Origin of the sequence: Oxobacter pfennigii (assembly GCF_001317355.1) — a bacterium.
Classification (GTDB): Bacteria; Bacillota; Clostridia; order Clostridiales; family Oxobacteraceae; genus Oxobacter; species Oxobacter pfennigii.
This window is the reverse complement of sequence record NZ_LKET01000043.1, coordinates 26,471-45,837: the sequence shown is the minus strand read 5'-3', so window position 1 is coordinate 45,837 and position 19,367 is coordinate 26,471. Positions and strand designations below refer to the sequence as shown.

Genomic DNA, 19,367 nt, shown 5'->3' with positions numbered 1-19,367 from the left:
CTTACTATTTAAACATGTCCAATTCTCGACCACAAGAAATGGCGCAAATAGCGGCATAAGTTATCATATCGTCTTTTGTATTGGTAATTATATCCATTTATGTTGGGTGTTATACAGGCTTGTTTAACAAGAGATCAGCTATTTATTTGTTGGAGTATTTATGAAGACAAGGATAAAGCTGGAACACTAACTATTATAACAGAATTCCTAAAATAGTAAAGCTTATGTTGAAAAATTTGGTAATTTTTAACATAAGCTTTAAATTTCTGGTTCTACTTCATATTAAATATTCTTTTTCCGTTTTCACAGGTTAATTTTATAAACTCTTCTCTGTCCATAGCAAGCACTTCCGCTGCCTTATCCACCACATATTTAAGATATCGAGAATCATTTCTTTTTCCTCTATGGGGTACGGGTGTCAAATAAGGGCAATCGGTTTCAATTAATATTTTATCCTGTGGTATATTTTTTAAGACTTCAAGGGATTTTACGGCATTTTTAAATGTAATGACTCCGCCTAAACCAATATAAAAGCCCAGTTTTGTATATTGCACCGCCATTTCAGCGCTGCCCGAATAACAATGGATAATCCCCTTTAACCCATCCTTTATATATTTTTTGATTATTTCAAAGGTATCACTATGGGCATCCCTGTCATGAACAATAATGGGCAGATTTAATTCTAATCCTAGCTTTATTTGCTCCTCAAAGGCTTTTATCTGGTCTTCCTTGTATGAAAAATCATAATAATAATCCAGCCCTATTTCTCCAATTGCAACTACTTTGGGAAAGGCGGCCAGGTCCTTTAAAACTTCAATTGATTTTTTATCAAAATTTTTAGCATCGTGGGGGTGAATACCTACTGCTGCATATATAAAATCGTACTTACCGGACAGCTCTATGCCTCTCTTTGATGATTCAATACTGGAACCGGCATTTACTATATATGAAACCTTGCTTTCCTTTACCTCTTTTAGAACCTGGTCTCTGTCGGCATCAAAGGCCTCGTCGTCATAATGGGCATGGGAATCAAATATCATTTTATCAAAGCTCCTGTTGGGAATTCTCCTGATAAAGTAACCAGCGACAGCTTATCGTCCCTTTCAGCAGCCAGTATCATGCCGAGGGAATCCTCGCCTTTAAGTTTTGCCGGTTTCAGGTTGGCAACAATTACTACGGTTTTGCCCACCATTTCCTCACAGGTTACATATTTTGAAATTCCGGATACAACCTGCCTTACTTCTCCCCCCATTTCCAGCTGAAGCTTTAAGAGTTTATCAGAACCCTTTATTTTTTCGCAGGCTATAACTTTTGCAGCCCTTAAATCTATTTTTGCAAAATCGTCGATTGTAATTTGCTCCTTTATTGGCGCCATAGGAGAAACTATTGAAGCATTTGCGGCATTTATCTGTTCTTCTCTTATTTTTTCAAACTCCGCAAGCTTCTTTTCAATATCTACCCTTGGGAATATGACTCCGCCTTTTTGAACCTTCGTTCCAGCCTTTAATTTACCGAATTTTTTAATGCTCTCCCATTGTATAAGCTCTCCGTCTATCCCCAGCTGTAGGTTTATTTTAGGAGATGTTGACGGAAGGTATGAGGATATGAGCACGGATACTATCCTTATGGTTTCACACAGGTTATAAATTACCGTCTTAAGCCTTCCCTTGTTTTCATCGTCCTTCGCCAGCACCCAAGGCGCTGTCTCATCTATATATTTATTGGCGCGGCCGATAAGCTTCCATATCTCTTCTAATGAATCGCTTATTTTAAGCCCATCCATTAATTTTTCCACCTTTGAAGGTACTGCTTCAGCTAAAGCTATGAGTTCTTCATCGAAGATATCTTTTTTATCAGGAGCAGGGATTTTGCCGTCAAAATACTTTTCTACCATGGTCACTGTCCTGGATACCAGGTTTCCAAGGTCGTTAGCCAGGTCTGAGTTTATTCTTTTCATAAATATCTCATTATTGAATAAACCGTCAGAGCCAAAAGGTATTTCCCTTAAAAGATAATACCTTACAGGGTCCACGCCAAAATGCTCCACCAAAACCACCGGGTCTACTACATTGCCCTTTGATTTTGACATTTTACCGCCATCGACTAAAAGCCATCCATGACCGAATACCTGCTTTGGAAGAGGTACTCCTAAAGCCATGAGCATAATCGGCCATATTATTGTATGGAATCTTATTATATCTTTGCCCACAAGATGGACATCACAAGGCCAGTATTTCTTATAAAGGGAATCCTCTTCCTGACCGTAGCCCAAAGCCGTGATATAGTTTGAAAGTGCATCTATCCATACATATACAACATGCTTTTCATCGAAGCTGACGGGAATTCCCCAGCTGAAGGAAGTACGGGACACGCATAAATCTTCCAGGCCCGGTTTTAAGAAATTATTTATCATTTCATTTTTCCGGGACTCCGGCTGTATAAACTCAGGATTTTCTTCTATATGCGCTAAAAGCTTCTCCTGATATTTTGACATTTTAAAGAAGTAAGCTTCCTCCCGGGTCAATTCCACCGGCCTTCCGCAATCGGGACACTTGCCGTCGTAAACCTGGGTCTCTGTCCAGAAGGCTTCACAGGGTGTGCAATAAAGACCTTCATAATGGCCTTTGTATATATCCCCCTGATCAAAGAGCTTCTTAAATATCTTCTGAACTGACTGTTCATGATAGCCGTCTGTCGTACGTATGAATTTGTCATAGGATATATCCATAACTTTCCACAACTCTTTAATTCCGGCTACGATTTTATCAACATATTCCTTGGGAGTAGTGCCCTTGCCTTCGGCTATCCTCTGGATTTTCTGGCCATGCTCATCTGTACCCGTCAAAAACATTACGTCGTATCCCGATAACCTTTTAAACCTGGCTGCAGCATCAGCAGCAACGGTTGTATAGGTATTACCTATATGAAGCTTGTCACTGGGATAATATATAGGTGTCGTAATATAATAGGTCTTTTTTTGTGTCATGAAATTTTCCTCCTATCTATTTTTTAATATACCCCTAATTTTACGATATAAACTCACATAAGTCCGTAACAGGGCTTGAATACAAAATAAAAAAACCCGCACCCTTACAAGAAGGGGCGAGTTTAAACGCGTTACCACCCTAATTCTCCCATATCTCACGATATGGGACTCAACAAGTGACAATAATCACCCTGCAATTTTAACGGCTGCTTCCGGCACAGTTTAAATAAAGGCTATTGATACTATTAAATATCCATACTTTTTTCGACTGTGCGATTCAGGGGCCATGTTCAACAGCTTTGAAAACACCGGCTTTCACCTGATCCGGCTCTCTTTAAGATTTCTTCACTGCTTACTCTTCCCGTCAACATCTTTACTTATAAAACTATTACAAATTATATATTAGCTTAATTTTTTTGTCAATATTTATATACTATTCATTGGGTGTTTCAATATAATCCTTGGCCTTTTTGCCTGTCCTGGCAATAAGATATATTCCAAAGAGTATCATAAATATCGGCACAGAATTTCTAAGTATGAAGTCAATAGCTCTTATCACTGCATTAGGCAAAGGGAACGCCCATCCATACCGGACAAATTGTTTTAACAAAAGATAGCCCCCAAGCACTATTGCTGCAATTCCAATAAGCTGCTTCCTTCCTGAAAAATAATTTTTAATCTCCTCATAGCCATAATCCTTAAACAGGGGAGCGTCTTCAACCTTTTCACCCCTCGCAAGGAGCTTCCTGCACTGATAGCTGTCGAAGGCACTGTAGAACCAAACTATAAAGCATACCGGTATGATAACTTCTCCTATACCGCTTCCGAGGAGCATCCCAACAGCTATAGCTCCGAAGAAAGTCAAAAGAAAATGAATTCCTCTTTTCATAAGGCCCAGATACATATGCCTGAGCCCGGGTGCAAACAGGAATATGAAGAATAAAAATCCGCTTATTCCATCTCCTCTTTTGTCAGGCACAGGACCATATTGATGGGTATTATTGAGCGCGGATAGATTATGACCGCATGTCCTGCAGTAGTTTTTACCATTTACAATCATAAGACAATCCCTGCATATGGGCTGTCCGCAGGATGAACATATAAACTCCGCATCCTTTTCGTTGTGAAATGCACATCTCATTTTATTTACCTCCTGGATTAATAATATTGTTTATCAGCAAATCTATGCTTTGAGAAGTAGTATTTACATTCCTGTCAATGGCATCGGTGCTGTACTGAATACTGCTGTCAACCCACCGGGTTACCATACCCCCTGTGTTCATAAGCATAATGAGAATCCCTGTTAATATAAGGCTTGCTCCAAGATTAACAGACGGAAGGCTCTCAAATATAAATCTTCTTCTCTTTTCCCGCTCTTTTTCTAGACTTTGCATTACACTTTCAGTAAACCCCAAGTCCGTACTTACCTGTCCATCCATGGCAAGTATTCCGTTTATTTCTCTTAACACACTAAGCTCCTCGGAACACTCACGGCATTCTGAAAGATGGAGTTTTATACTATTCATAACAGATTCATCAAGCCTGTTTTTAATGAACTCATCAAGCTTTATGCTTACTTCACTGCATTCCATAAATACTCACCTCCGTTACACGGTTTTAAAAGCTTATCTCTTAATAACTTTTTCCCTCTATAAAGCCTGGTTTCGACAGTATTCACAGCAACACCCAATATGTCGGATATCTCTTTGCAGCTTAAATTTTTATAATTATATAATATTATCACCGTTTTGTATTTTTCAGGAAGGCTGTGTATTGCATTTCTCAGTAATTCTCTTTTTTCACTATCGACTACAATATCTTCGGGCACCGGATTCTGTGACGGCAGAAGCTCTATATATCTGTCTTGGTCTATAGAAATCGTGCCGCTGTACTTTTTATTTTTTCTTACCCAATCTATACATGTATTTACTCCTATCCTATAAAGCCATGTGGAAAATTTTGATGAATTCTTAAAAGTACTCAGTTTCTTATATGCCTTTAATAAAATCTCCTGGGACAGATCCTGAGCTTCGCTGTAGTCATATGTATACTTATAGCAAAGGTCAAAGATAATATTCTTATATCTGTCAACCAGTATGGCATATCCTGCTGTATGGCCCTTCAGCACAGCTTTTATTATACTTTCATCCTGCAATACCGTCACCTCCTTTTCCCTCACACCATATTAGACGTCCTGATTATCTGTTGGCCTTCATAAATTTGTTATAAAAATTAATTCTTCTTGCGAATTATAGAATGCTTTATGTACATTTGCAAATAGAAATAATATCTTCTAATTGAAGCTTTTGTAAATTATATCTTTTATACAAAAAAGAAAGAAGGCTTCAAAATTTTGAACAACGTAAATAAGCATTGTGAGAGTTCTTTAAAAGCTCTTGGCGGCTCTGCCGCAGAAAATGCTTAAAATTTTTGATTGTTTGAGCGAAAGTGAGTTATCAAAAATTCTTGTATTTTCAAGGCAGGGAGCCTTAGAACTTGCAGAGCTCGAACATAGCGAATTGAGTGTTCGAAATTTTGAAGCCTCTAATAATCAGGATATTTTTAAAGTTTCTTTTTCTTCCTGGGAACGCAGCTTTATATACTTCCATTTGCCTGAACGGTACCTGAGATATATAATGGCAGAACGGGTATACTGGTCTAGCGTCAATGCCACCCAGGCCCCTATAAGTCCGAAATGCAATACATTAACCAGGATATAGGCAATCCCTACTCTGAATACCCATATCCCTAAAAACGAAGCATATAATGGATATTTAGTATCTCCTGCACCTCTTAAGGCGCCGGCTAAGGTCAGCTGAGTTGATTGACCGGGCTGGGCCAATGCCATTATTTTTAAAACCATCCCCGCCATGGCCGCAACTTCCAAATCTTTTGTATATAAGAGGGCCATCGGATAGGAAAACAAAATAAATATAAGGCCCATTATACAAGCTATAACCATGGAAATATGATGCACAATGTCCCCGCACTGTTTGGCCTTTTCTTCGTCATTGGCACCAAGATTTTGGCCTACAAGTGTGGTGGCAGCTATACCAAAGGCCATGCTGGGTGCAAAGGTCAGGCCGCTTATATTAAGTCCTATCTGATGAGCGGCATAACCTGCAGTACCTATAGTGGATACCGTCCTGGCAAAAATCATAAGCCCGCTTTGCAGAATAAATTGTTCAATTGCTGCTGGAAGTCCTATGGAAAACATTTTTCTAATTATTTCCGTATCAACTTTCAACATGCTTCTTATGTTAATCTTTACACGGGAATGCTTTGAGAAAAATATTATATACAACGCTATAAAACATGCTAAAAGCCTTGAGAGAGATGTTGAAACGGCAGCTCCGGCAACACCCCACTCGGGAAAACCGAATTTCCCGTAAATGAGCACATAATTTCCAAAAACATTTAACAGATTGCTCCCAACGTTGTACATCATAGGAATTTTTGTCTCACCGGCGCCGCGAAGGGCAGCGGTTACACCAAGGGAAACAGCCTGAAAAACAAGTCCTGCAGCTACAATTCTAAAATATGAGGTTCCGTAACCTATGGTATCTGCGTTTGCTCCCATAAAAATTATAATTTGCCGCGAAAAAATAAAGCCTATGCTGCTCATTATTAACCCCAGAATAATATTTATAATTACAGTCTGGCGGGCAACGTCGTTGGCTTTTTCCCGGTTTCCTGCGCCTATGTTCCAGGCTACTAATGTAGTTGTACCGACATTTATGGCTGCAAATACTGCGAGGAGAAGCATGAAAGGCTGATTGGTCAGCCCGACGGAGGCAATGGCGGCAGGACTCAATTGACCCACCATAATCATATCCACCATGCCAAATAGCGTTGACATGACAAGTTCCACAAATGCAGGGATAGTAATCTTTAAAATCTCCCGCCTTATGGAACCCGATTCGGATGGAGCCGCGTGTGATTTGTAATTCAATTCCTTCAATTATAGTCCTTCTTTCTTTGACGTCTGTTTACATATATTGGATTATAATACTGTTATAAGTTTTTGTCAAATCATGTATTTCTTCGGTATGGCTTTTTATTTTGTATTATAACAAATTGCATTGTATTAACCGTGGTTTTTACCGATTAAAACTTAAAGCCCTTAAAATGTCATTTGCTTTAAATAAGTTATTGTCGCTTTCGAACATAAACAAGGCTGTCTTGCCGGCATCTCCTGATATACCTGGTGAAACCAGATAAGCTTCAAATCTTTTATCCTTATCCACGTCAGCACCGTCGGCAAGGAAAAAAACTATATCCTGTTTTTCATGATAGTAGGTTCTTCCGCCTTCCCATATCTTTTTAATTTTATCTCCCGATACATCATAGGCCGCAAAAACACCATTATGCCTGTCACTTGCTAATGGTGACATAACAACCATCTCATTTTTGCCATCTGCATTTATATCCTTGATTGTTATATTGATTTTTCCCTTTATATTCATGTCCATTTCTTTGTCTATGTTAAAGAAATTGCCGTCAAAGCTGTAAAATACAAGCCTATTATCCTCCGTCACAGCTGCTAAATAACCCTCATCATTAAAGATACCTATGTCTGCAGAGATAAAATTATAAGAGCCGGGAAGTATATAATCTTTGCATTCGGCTTTACCCTCTACAATATTTACAACAGACAGTTTATTTTTATCCCCAAGTATGTAAAAACTGCAGGGACCATTGGATTGAAGCCTTCCCTTAAATACGGAAATGATTGTCTCTAAGCCTATAGGTCCGAATTTTGCTATTTCCCTGCTGCTTTCTATCAGACTGTAAATGCTTATGCTCTTATCCTCATAAAGAACAGCCAATTCATCCCTTTTATCAAGATTCATATCCAATAACCTGTATTGTATTACTCTGTTTTCAGTTAAAATTCCTAATTTCCCGTCTGCAGGCTTTCCTGAAAGAAAGCGTATGTCATTAATGGATGTCTCTCCCATCTTTATGCCTTCCTTGAAAACTTCATAATTCCCATCACCATCTGTATCTCCTAATTGTATTATATCTTTAATGAAGCTGTCGGACACAATAGACGAAGATGGGACATTATATGTAAATTCCTCGGGATAAGTATCTCTTACAGGTACAAAGCCAATCATTCCGATATCATGCAGAATATATGCTGAAGTTTTAATTACTAAAAAAATCAATGCAGCTGTAAATATAAATGTTACAGATGCCGAAGCAGGCATATTCCATTTTTCCGGACTGTCTTTATATACCTTTCTGGCATATATGGCCTCATCCCTCCCCCCTGATGTAACTACAGTACAGGCTACCATATCGTGCCACGACCTTTTTCTTCTGCTAAATATAATTGTAATGTATCCGAAATTCAGGAATGCTCCTGATATGTATTTAGAAAATTCCCTTATTATAACCTGGCCTAAGACAAGCTTGCCGGAATTTCTGGATATCACCCTTACCCCAAATAACAACTTCCCAATAGTAGCGCCCCAAATATAAGTAAATATAATTCTATGGAGCATATCGAAAATAAAACCAAAGAGCAAAGCAAAGGTAATTCCCTCGAGCTTATATATAAAATATCCTGCTGCCGCTGCAATGGCAAAATCTGCTCCTCTTGCAAAAGCCCTTTCAATAAAGCCGCTATAATCAATGGATTTATATAAAGAAGCGCTTGTCTTTTTTACATCCGTCTCAAAATTATTTCCCATAAGCTTACCCCTTTCATTTAGAAAATTAAGCCCTAGAAAACAATATTCTATACATTATCCATATTTTCCTTCTTTTTACATTTGATGTTCATGATCCAAATACCATTCTGCAAATAATGCAGGATGCTATAACTCCGGCTCCATGGGCTAAAATAGCGCTTATTAACGTATGCCGCATTTTTTTTATCCCTATGGCACCATAGTATACCGCCATGGTATAAAATATGGTCTCTGTTGAGCCCATCATGGTAGATGCTATCCTCCCAATCAGAGAATCGGGACCGTATTTTTGTATTATCTCTGCCGTTATGCCCAATGAGCCGCTCCCTGACATTGGTTTCATCAATACCAGGGGAAGAACCTCCGGAGGGATTCCCAGTAATTTCAACGCCGGGGCACAAGCTGCCGTTATAAGGTTCAGCGCACCTGATTCTCTTAAAATGGCTATGGCAAAGAGCATGGTAACCAGATAGGGAAGTATCTTAATGGATATATTAAAACCCTCCATTGCACCTTCCACAAATACCTCATAGAGCTTTACCCCTTTTAAATAACCAAATATAAGCACCCCCAATATGATAAAGGGGACGGTGTATATGGTAAACTGCTTTATTATAGCTGCCATAGAATACCCCTCCTATTCATAGCTTTTTTCAAGAAGCTTACAGGATATAAAACCCACTGCTGCTGCTATAACTGTCGACATTATTGTAGTAAAAATTATTTCCGAGGGGTTTTTGGAACCTGCTGCAGCTCTTAATGATATAATGGTAGCAGGAATAAGCTGCAAACAAGCGGAATTAATAACAAGAAACATTACCATTGAATTTGTTGCTTTATCCTTATTGGCGTTTATCTTTTGAAGCTCCTCCATGGCCTTTATTCCAAAAGGGGTGGCTGCATTGGATAACCCCAGCATATTTGAAGCCATGTTCATTATAATGGCGCTCATGGCAGGATGGCCTGAGGGAATGCCGGGAAAAATGAGCTTTAAAAAAGGAGTCAATATTTTTCCTATAATGTCCGTAAGCCCTGACTTCTCAGCTATTTTCATTACACCGCACCAAATGCATATAATACCCATCAATCCTATTGTGAGTTCGACAGCTGCCGCGCCGCCTTTCATAGCAGCATTTGTTACAGCGTCCGTACTGCCGTTTAAAAAGGAAAGAAAAAAACCTATAAATATCATGAAAAACCAGATAATATTTATCACTACTGTAATACCTCCTAAAATTACTTATACAGAGAAGACCTCTCCTCTGCGTTCTATTTATAAATATATGAGAACATAAGGTATAATTATTGCAGTAAATAAATTTATGAGAAAATATAAATTAAATGCTTTTTTATTGAATATGATTTATAATAGTAGTACAATATCTCATATGGTTAAGAGTCCCCTGTATAAGCCATGTATAAATAACATGTTAAGGAGGGATTTTATGAATTCACAAGAAGTTATGAGGTACGTAGAGAGCGAATATGAAATTATTCGGCTTACTCCATGTGAAGTTTGCGGCGGCGAATATCTCCATAATTATCAGGAAATAGTAAGCAAAGACGATAGTATGTATGATATATTGATTTGTGCCTGTTCAAAATGTGGTCATGAAAAATCCTTTGAGTTCCATGCCCCATACCTTGAAGAAATAAAGAAAAAAACAAAGAAGAAGGACTCTATGTATAATTAACCGGAGGAATGTGATATTGGAAAAAGATATATCCAAACAGCTGAAGATAATCGATACCGAAATTTCCAAAGCAATAAGCACGATAAATGAGCTTGAAAAAAAGCTGGAGAATATAAAAACCGACGATGAAGGAAATGTCATAAAGGAAGATTGTACAATTCTTCGCCAGAAATTTTCTTCTTTTAACAGCTCCCTTCAGGAATTAACCAAAATGCTGGTTGGTATAGGAATTATTGAAAATGAATAAAAAGAGAGTATTGAAAGCTTTTAAGGCTTTACAATACTCTTTTTTATTACGAAGAACAATGTTCCTTAATACCGCCGGTAATCTATGGACTGGTATATATTCTTATTGTGCAGCAACAAGGTTCCCCGCTAGCAATCCTTGATTGCTATAGCAGGTGAGTTTTTATTATTCTTCCATAATAAGCTTGTCTTTTTCTAAGATATGCTTGTCTATCCAATCCACCACAAAGTTCAATATATCCATTATGTATTTATCCTGGTCGTTATCAATAGTGTTTAAATCTATGCTGTTTACCTTCTCTAAAAAATCGGTATGCTCTACTTTATGGGACAGGAACTTTTTATATCCTCTGGATTGCATAAATTCTTCTTCGAACTTGAAGTGGAAAACCGTATAATCCTTAAGCTCTTCCAATATCTCAACAATTTTATCAAATTTATCGGTATAGAATTGGTTCTTCATAAGTTCAAAAGCTCTGTCTGCTATTTCAAAAAGTTTCTTGTGCTGCTCATCAATACGGGCTACACCAATGCTGTATTCGTCCTTCCATCTTATCATCTAAATCACGCTCCCTCATAATGAAATAATGAATTTAATTTATGTTCATGAAATATATACATGACCATAACCTAAGCAAAATTATTTCATCGAACCAAATATAATCATTATTTCCTGATATGATATATTATGACAATAATATACAGCATATATCCTTTCTTGTCTACCGGAAATTCAAAACAAACTACATAAATTAATCAATAATATATATAGAATATTAAAACAATATAATGTAATATTGGCATAACCGCCAGTTAGTGATAATATAATTACAACTAATCTCAAGGAGTGGATAAAATGAGAGGCATAATAACCGTTATAGGAAATGATAAAGTTGGTATAATTGCAGGGGTAAGCACCCTGCTGGCAGCAAAAAATGTCAATATTTTAGACATTACTCAGACAGTTATGCAAGACATATTTACAATGATTATGCTCGTAGACTTATCAAAAATGGATATATCTTTTACAGAACTTAAGGACAGCCTGAACTCAGTAGGCGAAAACTTGGGAATTTCTATAAGAATTCAAAGAGAAGACACTTTCAATTCCATGCACCGCATTTAGGAGGTAAAAATTTTGATAAACACCACAGAGATAATGGAAACCATCAGCATGATCGATAAGCAGAAGCTGGATATCCGCACCATAACCATGGGCATATCCCTCTTGGATTGCTGTCATTCCGATGGTAATACAGCCCGTTCTAAAATATATGATAAGATAACCCGATATGCCGAAAAGCTTGTTAAAGTGGGCGAGGATATAGAATCCGAGTATGGAATTCCTATAATAAACAAAAGAATATCCGTCACTCCCATTTCTTTGGTTGCCGAGGCAAGTAATGAAGAAACTTATGTAAAATTTGCTCAGACCCTTGATAATGCTGCTAAAACTGTAGGGGTGAATTTTATAGGCGGATTTTCAGCCCTGGTCCATAAAGGATATACCAACGGAGATAGGAAGCTCATAATGTCCATACCCGAGGCTTTGAATATAACTGAAAGAGTATGTGCCTCCGTTAATGTAGCCACCACGAAAACAGGAATAAATATGAATGCCGTCAAGCTCATGGGACAGATAATAAAGGAAGCGGCAAACCTCACAGCCGACAGGGACGGCTTAGGCTGCGCAAAGCTGGTTGTATTTGCAAACGCCCCTGAAGACAATCCCTTTATGGCAGGCGCCTTCCATGGCGTCGGTGAACCGGACTGTGTAATAAATGTGGGAGTAAGCGGCCCCGGAACTGTAAAGGCTGCCTTGGAAACCCTTAAGGATGCGGATTTTGATACGGTAGCCGAAATCATCAAAAGGACAGCCTTTAAAATAACAAGGATCGGGCAGTTAGTTGCACAAGAAGCTTCCAAGAGGCTTAATGTGCCCTTCGGAATCGTGGATTTATCCTTAGCCCCCACTCCAGCCGTCGGTGACAGCGTTGCACATATACTGGAAGAGATGGGTTTGGAAAGCTGCGGAGCACCAGGAACTACTGCTGCGCTGGCTCTTTTAAACGATGCGGTTAAAAAAGGCGGCACCATGGCATCATCTCACGTGGGAGGATTAAGCGGAGCATTTATTCCCGTCAGTGAAGATGCAGGTATGATTGATGCCGTTGAAAAAGGGGCTTTATCCATTGAAAAGCTGGAAGCCATGACCTGTGTATGTTCCGTTGGATTGGATATGATAGCCGTTCCTGGAAGCACCAGTGCGGAAACCATAGCAGGTATCATTGCCGATGAAGCTGCCATTGGAGTTATAAATAACAAAACCACGGCTGTACGCATTATCCCTGCCCCTGGCAAGGACGTGGGGGATAGTGTTGAATTCGGCGGATTATTAGGCAGAGCGCCTATTATGGCAGTAAATAAATTTTCAAGCGAAAAATTCATCAATAGAGGCGGGAGAATACCCGCACCGATACACAGCCTCAGAAATTAAATATAAATGAGCATGATAGCAGAGGTGACAAAATATACCTCTGCTTATATTTTAATGAAAGGAAGGATAAAATCATGAAAATAGCTCCCTTCAAGCTGGAAAGATACTTCGCTAATTACGAATTCAATACATCCTTTTTATTATGCACTTCAGACTGTGAGTCCATGTCTATAGGCGAGCTTCTATCTTTAGAGAAAGGATCCGAAGATGAATTTAAAAATCACTGGCTGGGTTATACAGAGTCCCAGGGTAATCCTGTTCTTAAGGAAGAGATTTCCAGGTTTTATGAAAAGACCTCAGCTTCAGAAATACTCGTCCATTCAGGTGCCGAAGAAGCAATTTTTACTTTCATGAACGCTGTCTTGAAATATAAGGATCATATTATAGTACACTATCCCTGCTATCAGTCCCTTTTTGAAATAGCCCATTCAATAGGATGTGAAATAACAAAATGGGAGGTAAAGGAAGAAAATAACTGGGAGCTTGATATAGGATTTTTGAAGGAAAACATAAAAGAAAATACAAAGGCTATAATTATTAATTGCCCCCACAATCCTACAGGCTACCTTATGAGCAAAGAAAAATTATATGAAATTACAAATATAGCAAAACATCACAATATATTTCTTTTTTCCGATGAAGTATACAGATATTTGGAATACGATGAAAAAGACAGGATTCCTGCTGCCTGTGACATATATGATAACGCAGTATCTTTGGGGGTTATGTCCAAAACTTTCGGGCTTCCGGGACTGAGAATCGGATGGATTGCGACAAAAAATAAAGAGAGCTACAATAATATGGCTGCCTTTAAAGACTATACCACCATATGCAACAGCGCTCCCAGCGAATTTTTATCCATTATCGCACTTAAGAACAAGGAAAAAATAATAGAGCGGAACAAAGCTATAGTTATAAGAAATCTTACATTGCTGGATGCATTTTTTGAAAGGTATAGTGATTTTTTTACCTGGGTCAGGCCAAAAGCCGGTTCTATAGGTTTTCCCGGCATCAAAACAGGTGTGGATATAGAAAAATTCTGTATAGATCTGGTTGAAAAAAGCGGCGTGCTGCTTTTACCGGGTACATATTATGATTCAAACAGCAGAAACTTCAGGATAGGCTTTGGCAGATATAATATGCCGGAAGCCCTTGAACACTTCCATGAGTATTTTAAAATTCAAAACAATCTATAGGTTCGCAGTTATGAAAAACCATACTTTCTCATAAAAAATTCATAGCGATAATTTACCGGAACCTTTATTGCAAGGCTGCGTCTTTATTATAAAATTTTATTCTTAAGGGTATGAAGCTTTGTATAAAAAGAAACTTAAGCCTATCTTGTCATTAATGATTGTATCATTGGGGATTTTTATTTGCTGCAGATATGGTCAATATATTTTAGTTTGGCAGGTGAATCCAAAAATCCATGCAAATGGCATTAAATTAATGATGCCAGCCAGCAAAGTAAGAAACTTAATAGGAGAAGAAGATGAATACATCCAGGGATTTGGAGGCTATATATTATCCTATCCAAGCAAAGGCCTTAGGTTAACTTTATTGAACGATGAGGATACGGATTTTTATCATAAAGTATCTGAAATCAGTATTTCCAGCCCAGAATATACACTGTTTGATATCACAATTGATGAAGATTTTAAGAAAGTTTTGAACAATATCCACAAGCATGGCTTTAAAAGAGAAAAACCAGGGTATCCTGGGTATTGGAAAGGAAATGCCTATATAATAATTGATACTGACTCTGATAAAATAAAAGGTATTACTATAGGTATGAAGGACAGCGTCTCCAGTTCCCGGACCTATTAAATACAAAACGGTCAGCTTGCAGTTTTAAAAGAAAATAATATGTCATTCAAGGAGTTTCGTATTGTATGCCTTCTATAACGACGCTATACTCTTTTCTTAAATCAACATACTTCTTATCAAATGAAGTAACGGACTGTTTTACAACTTTTATTTTGGGTCTCAAAGGCATGTTTGAAAAGATTTCCTCAACCACGCCAATGTCGCCGTTGCTGAGCCTTACAAGAGTTCCTATAGGATATGGCACTATCTTTTTAACGAAAGCGCTGACAATTTTATAGTCAAAGTGCCTATCCGCCGCCCCCATAAGATATTCAATGGCTTCATTAGGCGACATGGCTCTTCTGTATGGCCTGTCCGAGGTCAAGGCATCGTATACATCTGCTATTGCCGCAACCTTCGCAAATTCATGAAGGCTCTCTCCTTTTAAACCGTCAGGATATCCCGTTCCATCCACCTTTTCATGATGGTGGAGTATTATATTCCTTGAGAGCATGCTGATATCGAAATTATCTCTTACATAATCATAACCATCAACGGGATGAAGCTTTACAATGGAATATTCGCTGTCAGTCAGGCTCCCGTTTTTAAGTAATATGTCAACCGGCATAAAAACTTTTCCTATATCATGAAGCATTGCTCCTATTGCCAAATCTAAAAGCCTGCTTCTGTCAAATTTAAGTTCAATTCCTATGATTACAGACAGAATAGTAACATTTATGCAATGTTCATATGTATAATTATCCATACTCTTTATATCCACAAGATTGATAAGCAAATCCTTTTGCTCTAAAAGCTCATCTAATATTTCATTGGCTACCTTTGAAATAGAGTTTATTATTTTATCTCTATTCTTGGCATTTCTTTCCTTGTATGTGGCATTCTTATTTTTTGATAAAAATTCGAAACCGCCCTTTATGGTTTTTATGGCTTTTTGACGGAGTTCAGGCTTTATGATATCTTCAATTTCCGAATCACTGTAACTGTCATTTACATATAAAGACTGTATACCAATTAATTCAACCCTCTTAATCATATCTTTATTGAGCTTATACCCTTTGGCCAGCAGTACTCTGCCATCTCTATCATATATGGTTTTTGCAAGGATGCTGTTTTCCTTTATACAATTAACAGGCACGAGTCGCATTTTTTTCTTCCTTTCGTCTGTCTTATCATATGTTAACTTATTGTATAAACTTCAAATTTCAGATATAATTTTACCTAATTTTACAACGTGACTTATATTATACAATATTTTGCTAAAAAAAGCCAGTGTATATAACGCGGTATAAAAGTTACTATTCAGTAAAAAGCATAATAAGAAGTTAATATTGTATCCGTAAAATATACAACATCGCTAATAATATAATATAAAACTAATTATTTACATATTAACCGTAAACCCTTAAAAGATCAAATATATACCTGTTCAATAAAGCTTTTGTCATACTGTGTACAAAAACTAAATAATAAAGAATTTTATTTCATTTTTTAAATAAATTTACATATTCTATGCCGCTAAATAAGAAAATCATGTCGTATTACAAATGTAAGGATTGGCTGAGTATTTATGCAGACATTCACAGAGCGCTAATCAAACAGTATTTTTTATGACTTTTAAAAATAACGCCTTTGTCGAAATTATGTGTATTATCAAATATTGTAAAGCTTAGATATTTACATGTTTTAATTTTTGGTTTACACTATTTAAGGTAATTCTTTTTTATAGGACTGAATGGCAGAGAGCTTTGATATAGGCTGTTTTAACTGCTATTTCCTTATTTTTATTCCATATATTCAATAAACATTTTTATGAAATTTTTCAAAAAAATATTTTTTATAGAAAAATTTAAAAAAAATATATTGACTTATATTGGAATTTTTGTTACTATTTTTACATAACATATGTCGATATTTGCAGAAATCGAGAGGAGAAATTTATGAAATCAACAGGTATAGTTAGAAGAGTGGATGAGTTAGGCAGAGTTGTTATTCCAATAGAATTGAGAAGAACTCTGGATATCGCAGAAAAAGATGCTTTAGAGATATATGTCGACGGTGAACAGATTATCCTAAAGAAATATGAACCAGCCTGCATATTTTGTGGCCAAGCTAAGGACGTTCTTATGTATAAAGGCAAAAATATATGCAGCAAATGCCTTGATGAATTAAAAGACAAAGATATATAAAGTTATAGGTGACACATTAAGTGTCACCTATTTTTCTATTCTATAGTATATTTATACAGTTCCCTTTTTGAAATTCCCCTATCCTTGGCAGCCATCTTCAATGCATCCTTTTTATTAAAACCTTTCTTTATGTAAATATCAATGTGCTCCTCAATGCTCATTGATTGCCAATGTCTTTGCTGTTCTTCAATGAGTTCCTTTTTATCTTTTCCTTCAATTATAATTACATATTCACCTCGGGGTTCCTTATTATCATAAACTTGCAATGCTTCTTTAAGACTGACTCTTAATATCTCTTCAAATTTTTTTGTCAGCTCCCGGCAAATTGCTACCTTTCTGTTGCCAAGGCATTCAAGCAGATCCTTCAATGTATTTTTTATCCTGTGAGGCGCTTCATATATTATTACCGTCCTGATTTCGTCTTTCAGGGTTTCCAAAACTTCCTTCCTGCCTTTGTTTTCCCTGGGTAAAAAACCCTCAAAAATAAATTTTCCTGTAGAAAATCCGGAAAGTACCAGTGCCGTTATCAAAGCCGTCGGCCCTGGAATTGCTTCAACCTCTATACCTTCATGGATACACAGCCTGACCAGATCTTCTCCCGGGTCTGATATACCTGGCATACCGGCATCGGTGACAAGAGCTATATTTAAACCTTCCTTAAGCTTTTGAATTAAGAGGGGGCCCATTTCTTTTTTGTTATGCTCATGATAGCTAATCATAGTCTTTTTAGTTTCAATATGATTCAGAAGCTTAATGGACTGTCTGGTATCCTCAGCTGCTATTATGTCAACTTCTTTTAATACCCTTATCACCCTTAAGGTCAGGTCTTCTAAATTGCCTATGGGAGTCCCGCACAAGTAAAGCTTTCCCATTACGCCTCACCTCTTCTATATATTTCATCTATCTCTTTTGTATAGCTTCCATTTCCATCATATACATATAAAGGATCCATAAATTTCAAAAACGCCTTGCCGTATTTTAAACCTTCAATCAAAAGCAGATTGGGCCTTTTCCCGGGATAAGGATGGACAAATCTAACCCTTTTGGGCTCTAACTTATATTGGCGCATTAAAAATAAAATATCCACTATTCTCTCCGGCCTGTGCACCATGAAAAACCTTCCGTTATTCTTTAAAAGCCTTGATGAAACTGAAATGACATCCTCTAAGGTACACTTGACTTCATGCCTTGAAATTGCCTTGGCATCCTCGGGATTGACTATCCCCGACCCTCCGTGCTTATAGGGGGGGTTTGTTGTTATGGCATCAAAGCTTTCCTTTCCGAATATATCCAGAGCATTGTTTATATCTTCGTTAAATATCTTAACCCTATGATCTATATGGTTAAGGAGCATGCTCCTTTGAGCCATCTCAGCCACTTCACTTTGTATTTCAAGGCCTATTATTTCACCGGCTTCTGTTTTTCCAGCCATCAATATGGGGACAATACCGGTACCTGTACCCAAATCCATTACCCGCTGTCCCTTTTTTATTTCAGCAAAATCGGATAGAAGCACGGCGTCGACACCAAAGCAGAAGCCTTCGACATTTTGTATAATTTTTAGACCTTTAAGCTGCAGATCATCTATTCTCTCGTTTTCTTTTATATTAGCTTCCATATTATCACCATTGAATGAACAGTATGATTTATAATTCATTTATAATGCTTCTGAGCATATCTTCTTCCATGTATCCTGCATGGACTCTTTTTATTATTCCATCCTCATCTATTATAAATGTGGTGGGAAATCCCCTTATGGCAAATAATTGACTTACCTTGCCATCGGTATCCATTACAGGCTTTATGCCAAATGAGTTTTCTTTAAGATACTCTGTAACCACATCTAAGCTGTCATTGTAATCCACAACCAAAAGCTCAATATTTTTATCCCTGTATTCATTATAAACCTTCATAAAGCCCGGCATTTCCCTTGTACACCATATGCACCATACTCCGAAAAAATTAAGCAGAACTTTTTTTCCTCTGTAATCAGAAAGCTTTACTTCATTGCCTTCAATATCATATAAAGTGAAATCAGGGGCTTGTTTTCCCTGGGTGATTCCAGTCTCTTTGTTTACTCCGTTTTCTGTGCTTTCCTTATTTGTATTTTCCTGTTCTATGGATGTAATAACTGATTTCATATCATCCTTTTTCCCTAAAACTGTACAGGATGTCAAAATCATTGAGATTGAGATTAATATGAATATAATCCTTTTCATAAACTTCTCCTTT

General features: G+C 37.4%; 21 protein-coding genes and 1 other annotated feature. Of the genes, 7 read left to right on the top strand and 14 right to left on the bottom strand.

Going from position 1 to position 19,367, the window contains the following annotated elements:
* Positions 1-272: 272 nt before the first annotated feature.
* The 9 genes from OXPF_RS16490 to OXPF_RS16450 all read right to left on the bottom strand — a co-directional run bounded on the left by OXPF_RS16490 (position 273) and on the right by OXPF_RS16450 (position 9,901).
* Positions 273-1,040 (bottom strand): TatD family hydrolase, encoded by a 768-nt coding sequence (locus tag OXPF_RS16490; RefSeq protein WP_054876331.1) that lies wholly within the window; start codon positions 1,038-1,040, stop codon positions 273-275.
* Positions 1,037-2,986, bottom strand: a complete 1,950-nt coding sequence (gene metG / locus OXPF_RS16485) for a methionine--tRNA ligase (RefSeq protein ID WP_054876330.1) — start codon at positions 2,984-2,986, stop codon at positions 1,037-1,039. Before metG ends, OXPF_RS16490 begins: the two co-directional genes overlap by 4 nt.
* A 109-nt stretch (positions 2,987-3,095) precedes the next feature.
* Positions 3,096-3,363: a binding site (T-box leader), on the bottom strand.
* A gap of 56 nt (positions 3,364-3,419) precedes the next feature.
* A complete protein-coding gene (locus OXPF_RS16480) occupies positions 3,420-4,127 on the bottom strand; it encodes a B-box zinc finger protein (protein ID WP_054876329.1) in 708 nt (235 codons plus the stop codon).
* Position 4,128: 1 nt separating this feature from the next.
* Complete coding sequence (locus tag OXPF_RS16475) at positions 4,129-4,578, bottom strand: anti-sigma factor family protein (protein WP_054876328.1); 450 nt, start codon at positions 4,576-4,578, stop codon at positions 4,129-4,131.
* Complete coding sequence (locus OXPF_RS16470) at positions 4,560-5,141, bottom strand: sigma-70 family RNA polymerase sigma factor (RefSeq protein WP_054876327.1); 582 nt, start codon at positions 5,139-5,141, stop codon at positions 4,560-4,562. Before OXPF_RS16470 ends, OXPF_RS16475 begins: the two co-directional genes overlap by 19 nt.
* Positions 5,142-5,537: 396 nt before the next feature.
* Complete coding sequence (locus OXPF_RS16465) at positions 5,538-6,947, bottom strand: MATE family efflux transporter (protein ID WP_054876326.1); 1,410 nt, start codon at positions 6,945-6,947, stop codon at positions 5,538-5,540.
* 139 nt (positions 6,948-7,086) lie between these two features.
* The gene (locus OXPF_RS16460) at positions 7,087-8,685 is read right to left on the bottom strand and encodes an RDD family protein (protein ID WP_054876325.1); all 1,599 of its coding nucleotides are present in this window, start codon (positions 8,683-8,685) and stop codon (positions 7,087-7,089) included.
* Between the two features lie 88 nt (positions 8,686-8,773).
* Entirely contained in the window at positions 8,774-9,310 is a 537-nt protein-coding gene (locus tag OXPF_RS16455) for a spore maturation protein (RefSeq protein WP_054876324.1), read from the bottom strand.
* Between the two features lie 12 nt (positions 9,311-9,322).
* Positions 9,323-9,901, bottom strand: a complete 579-nt coding sequence (locus OXPF_RS16450; RefSeq protein WP_054876323.1) for a nucleoside recognition domain-containing protein — start codon at positions 9,899-9,901, stop codon at positions 9,323-9,325.
* 229 nt (positions 9,902-10,130) lie between these two features.
* On the opposite strand from OXPF_RS16450, the gene OXPF_RS16445 reads away from it, so the two are divergent.
* Together OXPF_RS16445 and OXPF_RS16440 are read left to right on the top strand one after the other, a co-directional pair.
* Positions 10,131-10,379 (top strand): hypothetical protein, encoded by a 249-nt coding sequence (locus OXPF_RS16445; RefSeq protein ID WP_054876322.1) that lies wholly within the window; start codon positions 10,131-10,133, stop codon positions 10,377-10,379.
* 16 nt (positions 10,380-10,395) lie between these two features.
* Positions 10,396-10,626, top strand: coding sequence for a hypothetical protein (locus OXPF_RS16440; RefSeq protein ID WP_054876321.1), 231 nt, complete (start codon positions 10,396-10,398; stop codon positions 10,624-10,626).
* Between the two features lie 165 nt (positions 10,627-10,791).
* Here the strand turns inward: OXPF_RS16440 and OXPF_RS16435 are convergent, their stop codons facing one another.
* Positions 10,792-11,184, bottom strand: a complete 393-nt coding sequence (locus tag OXPF_RS16435) for a bacteriohemerythrin (protein ID WP_054876320.1) — start codon at positions 11,182-11,184, stop codon at positions 10,792-10,794.
* 297 nt (positions 11,185-11,481) lie between these two features.
* On the opposite strand from OXPF_RS16435, the gene OXPF_RS16430 reads away from it, so the two are divergent.
* The 4 genes from OXPF_RS16430 to OXPF_RS16415 all read left to right on the top strand — a co-directional run bounded on the left by OXPF_RS16430 (position 11,482) and on the right by OXPF_RS16415 (position 14,949).
* Complete coding sequence (locus OXPF_RS16430; protein ID WP_054876319.1) at positions 11,482-11,751, top strand: ACT domain-containing protein; 270 nt, start codon at positions 11,482-11,484, stop codon at positions 11,749-11,751.
* A gap of 15 nt (positions 11,752-11,766) precedes the next feature.
* Positions 11,767-13,122: a PFL family protein gene (locus OXPF_RS16425; protein ID WP_423230586.1), complete on the top strand. Its 1,356-nt coding sequence runs from the start codon at positions 11,767-11,769 to the stop codon at positions 13,120-13,122.
* A gap of 74 nt (positions 13,123-13,196) precedes the next feature.
* Positions 13,197-14,318, top strand: coding sequence for an aminotransferase class I/II-fold pyridoxal phosphate-dependent enzyme (locus tag OXPF_RS16420; RefSeq protein ID WP_054876317.1), 1,122 nt, complete (start codon positions 13,197-13,199; stop codon positions 14,316-14,318).
* Between the two features lie 145 nt (positions 14,319-14,463).
* Complete coding sequence (locus OXPF_RS16415; protein ID WP_160317248.1) at positions 14,464-14,949, top strand: hypothetical protein; 486 nt, start codon at positions 14,464-14,466, stop codon at positions 14,947-14,949.
* A gap of 46 nt (positions 14,950-14,995) precedes the next feature.
* Here OXPF_RS16415 and OXPF_RS16410 read toward each other — a convergent pair whose 3' ends face one another.
* Positions 14,996-16,093, bottom strand: a complete 1,098-nt coding sequence (locus OXPF_RS16410; RefSeq protein ID WP_054876315.1) for an HD-GYP domain-containing protein — start codon at positions 16,091-16,093, stop codon at positions 14,996-14,998.
* Positions 16,094-16,886: 793 nt separating this feature from the next.
* On the opposite strand from OXPF_RS16410, the gene OXPF_RS16405 reads away from it, so the two are divergent.
* Positions 16,887-17,135, top strand: a complete 249-nt coding sequence (locus OXPF_RS16405) for an AbrB/MazE/SpoVT family DNA-binding domain-containing protein (RefSeq protein WP_054876314.1) — start codon at positions 16,887-16,889, stop codon at positions 17,133-17,135.
* A gap of 35 nt (positions 17,136-17,170) precedes the next feature.
* Here the strand turns inward: OXPF_RS16405 and rsmI are convergent, their stop codons facing one another.
* From rsmI to OXPF_RS16390, 3 genes are read right to left on the bottom strand one after another with little or no spacing between them, the layout of a single operon-like run.
* A complete protein-coding gene (rsmI, locus tag OXPF_RS16400) occupies positions 17,171-18,007 on the bottom strand; it encodes a 16S rRNA (cytidine(1402)-2'-O)-methyltransferase (RefSeq protein WP_054876313.1) in 837 nt (278 codons plus the stop codon).
* On the bottom strand, positions 18,007-18,792 hold the full coding sequence (locus OXPF_RS16395) for a tRNA1(Val) (adenine(37)-N6)-methyltransferase (RefSeq protein ID WP_242854436.1): 786 nt from the start codon (positions 18,790-18,792) through the stop codon (positions 18,007-18,009). The genes rsmI and OXPF_RS16395 overlap by 1 nt, the downstream gene beginning before the upstream one ends.
* Positions 18,782-19,354 carry a peroxiredoxin family protein gene (locus OXPF_RS16390; protein WP_054876312.1) on the bottom strand — a complete coding sequence of 191 codons (573 nt, stop codon included), beginning with the start codon at positions 19,352-19,354 and terminating at the stop codon, positions 18,782-18,784. Before OXPF_RS16390 ends, OXPF_RS16395 begins: the two co-directional genes overlap by 11 nt.
* Between the last annotated feature and the right edge of the window lie 13 nt (positions 19,355-19,367).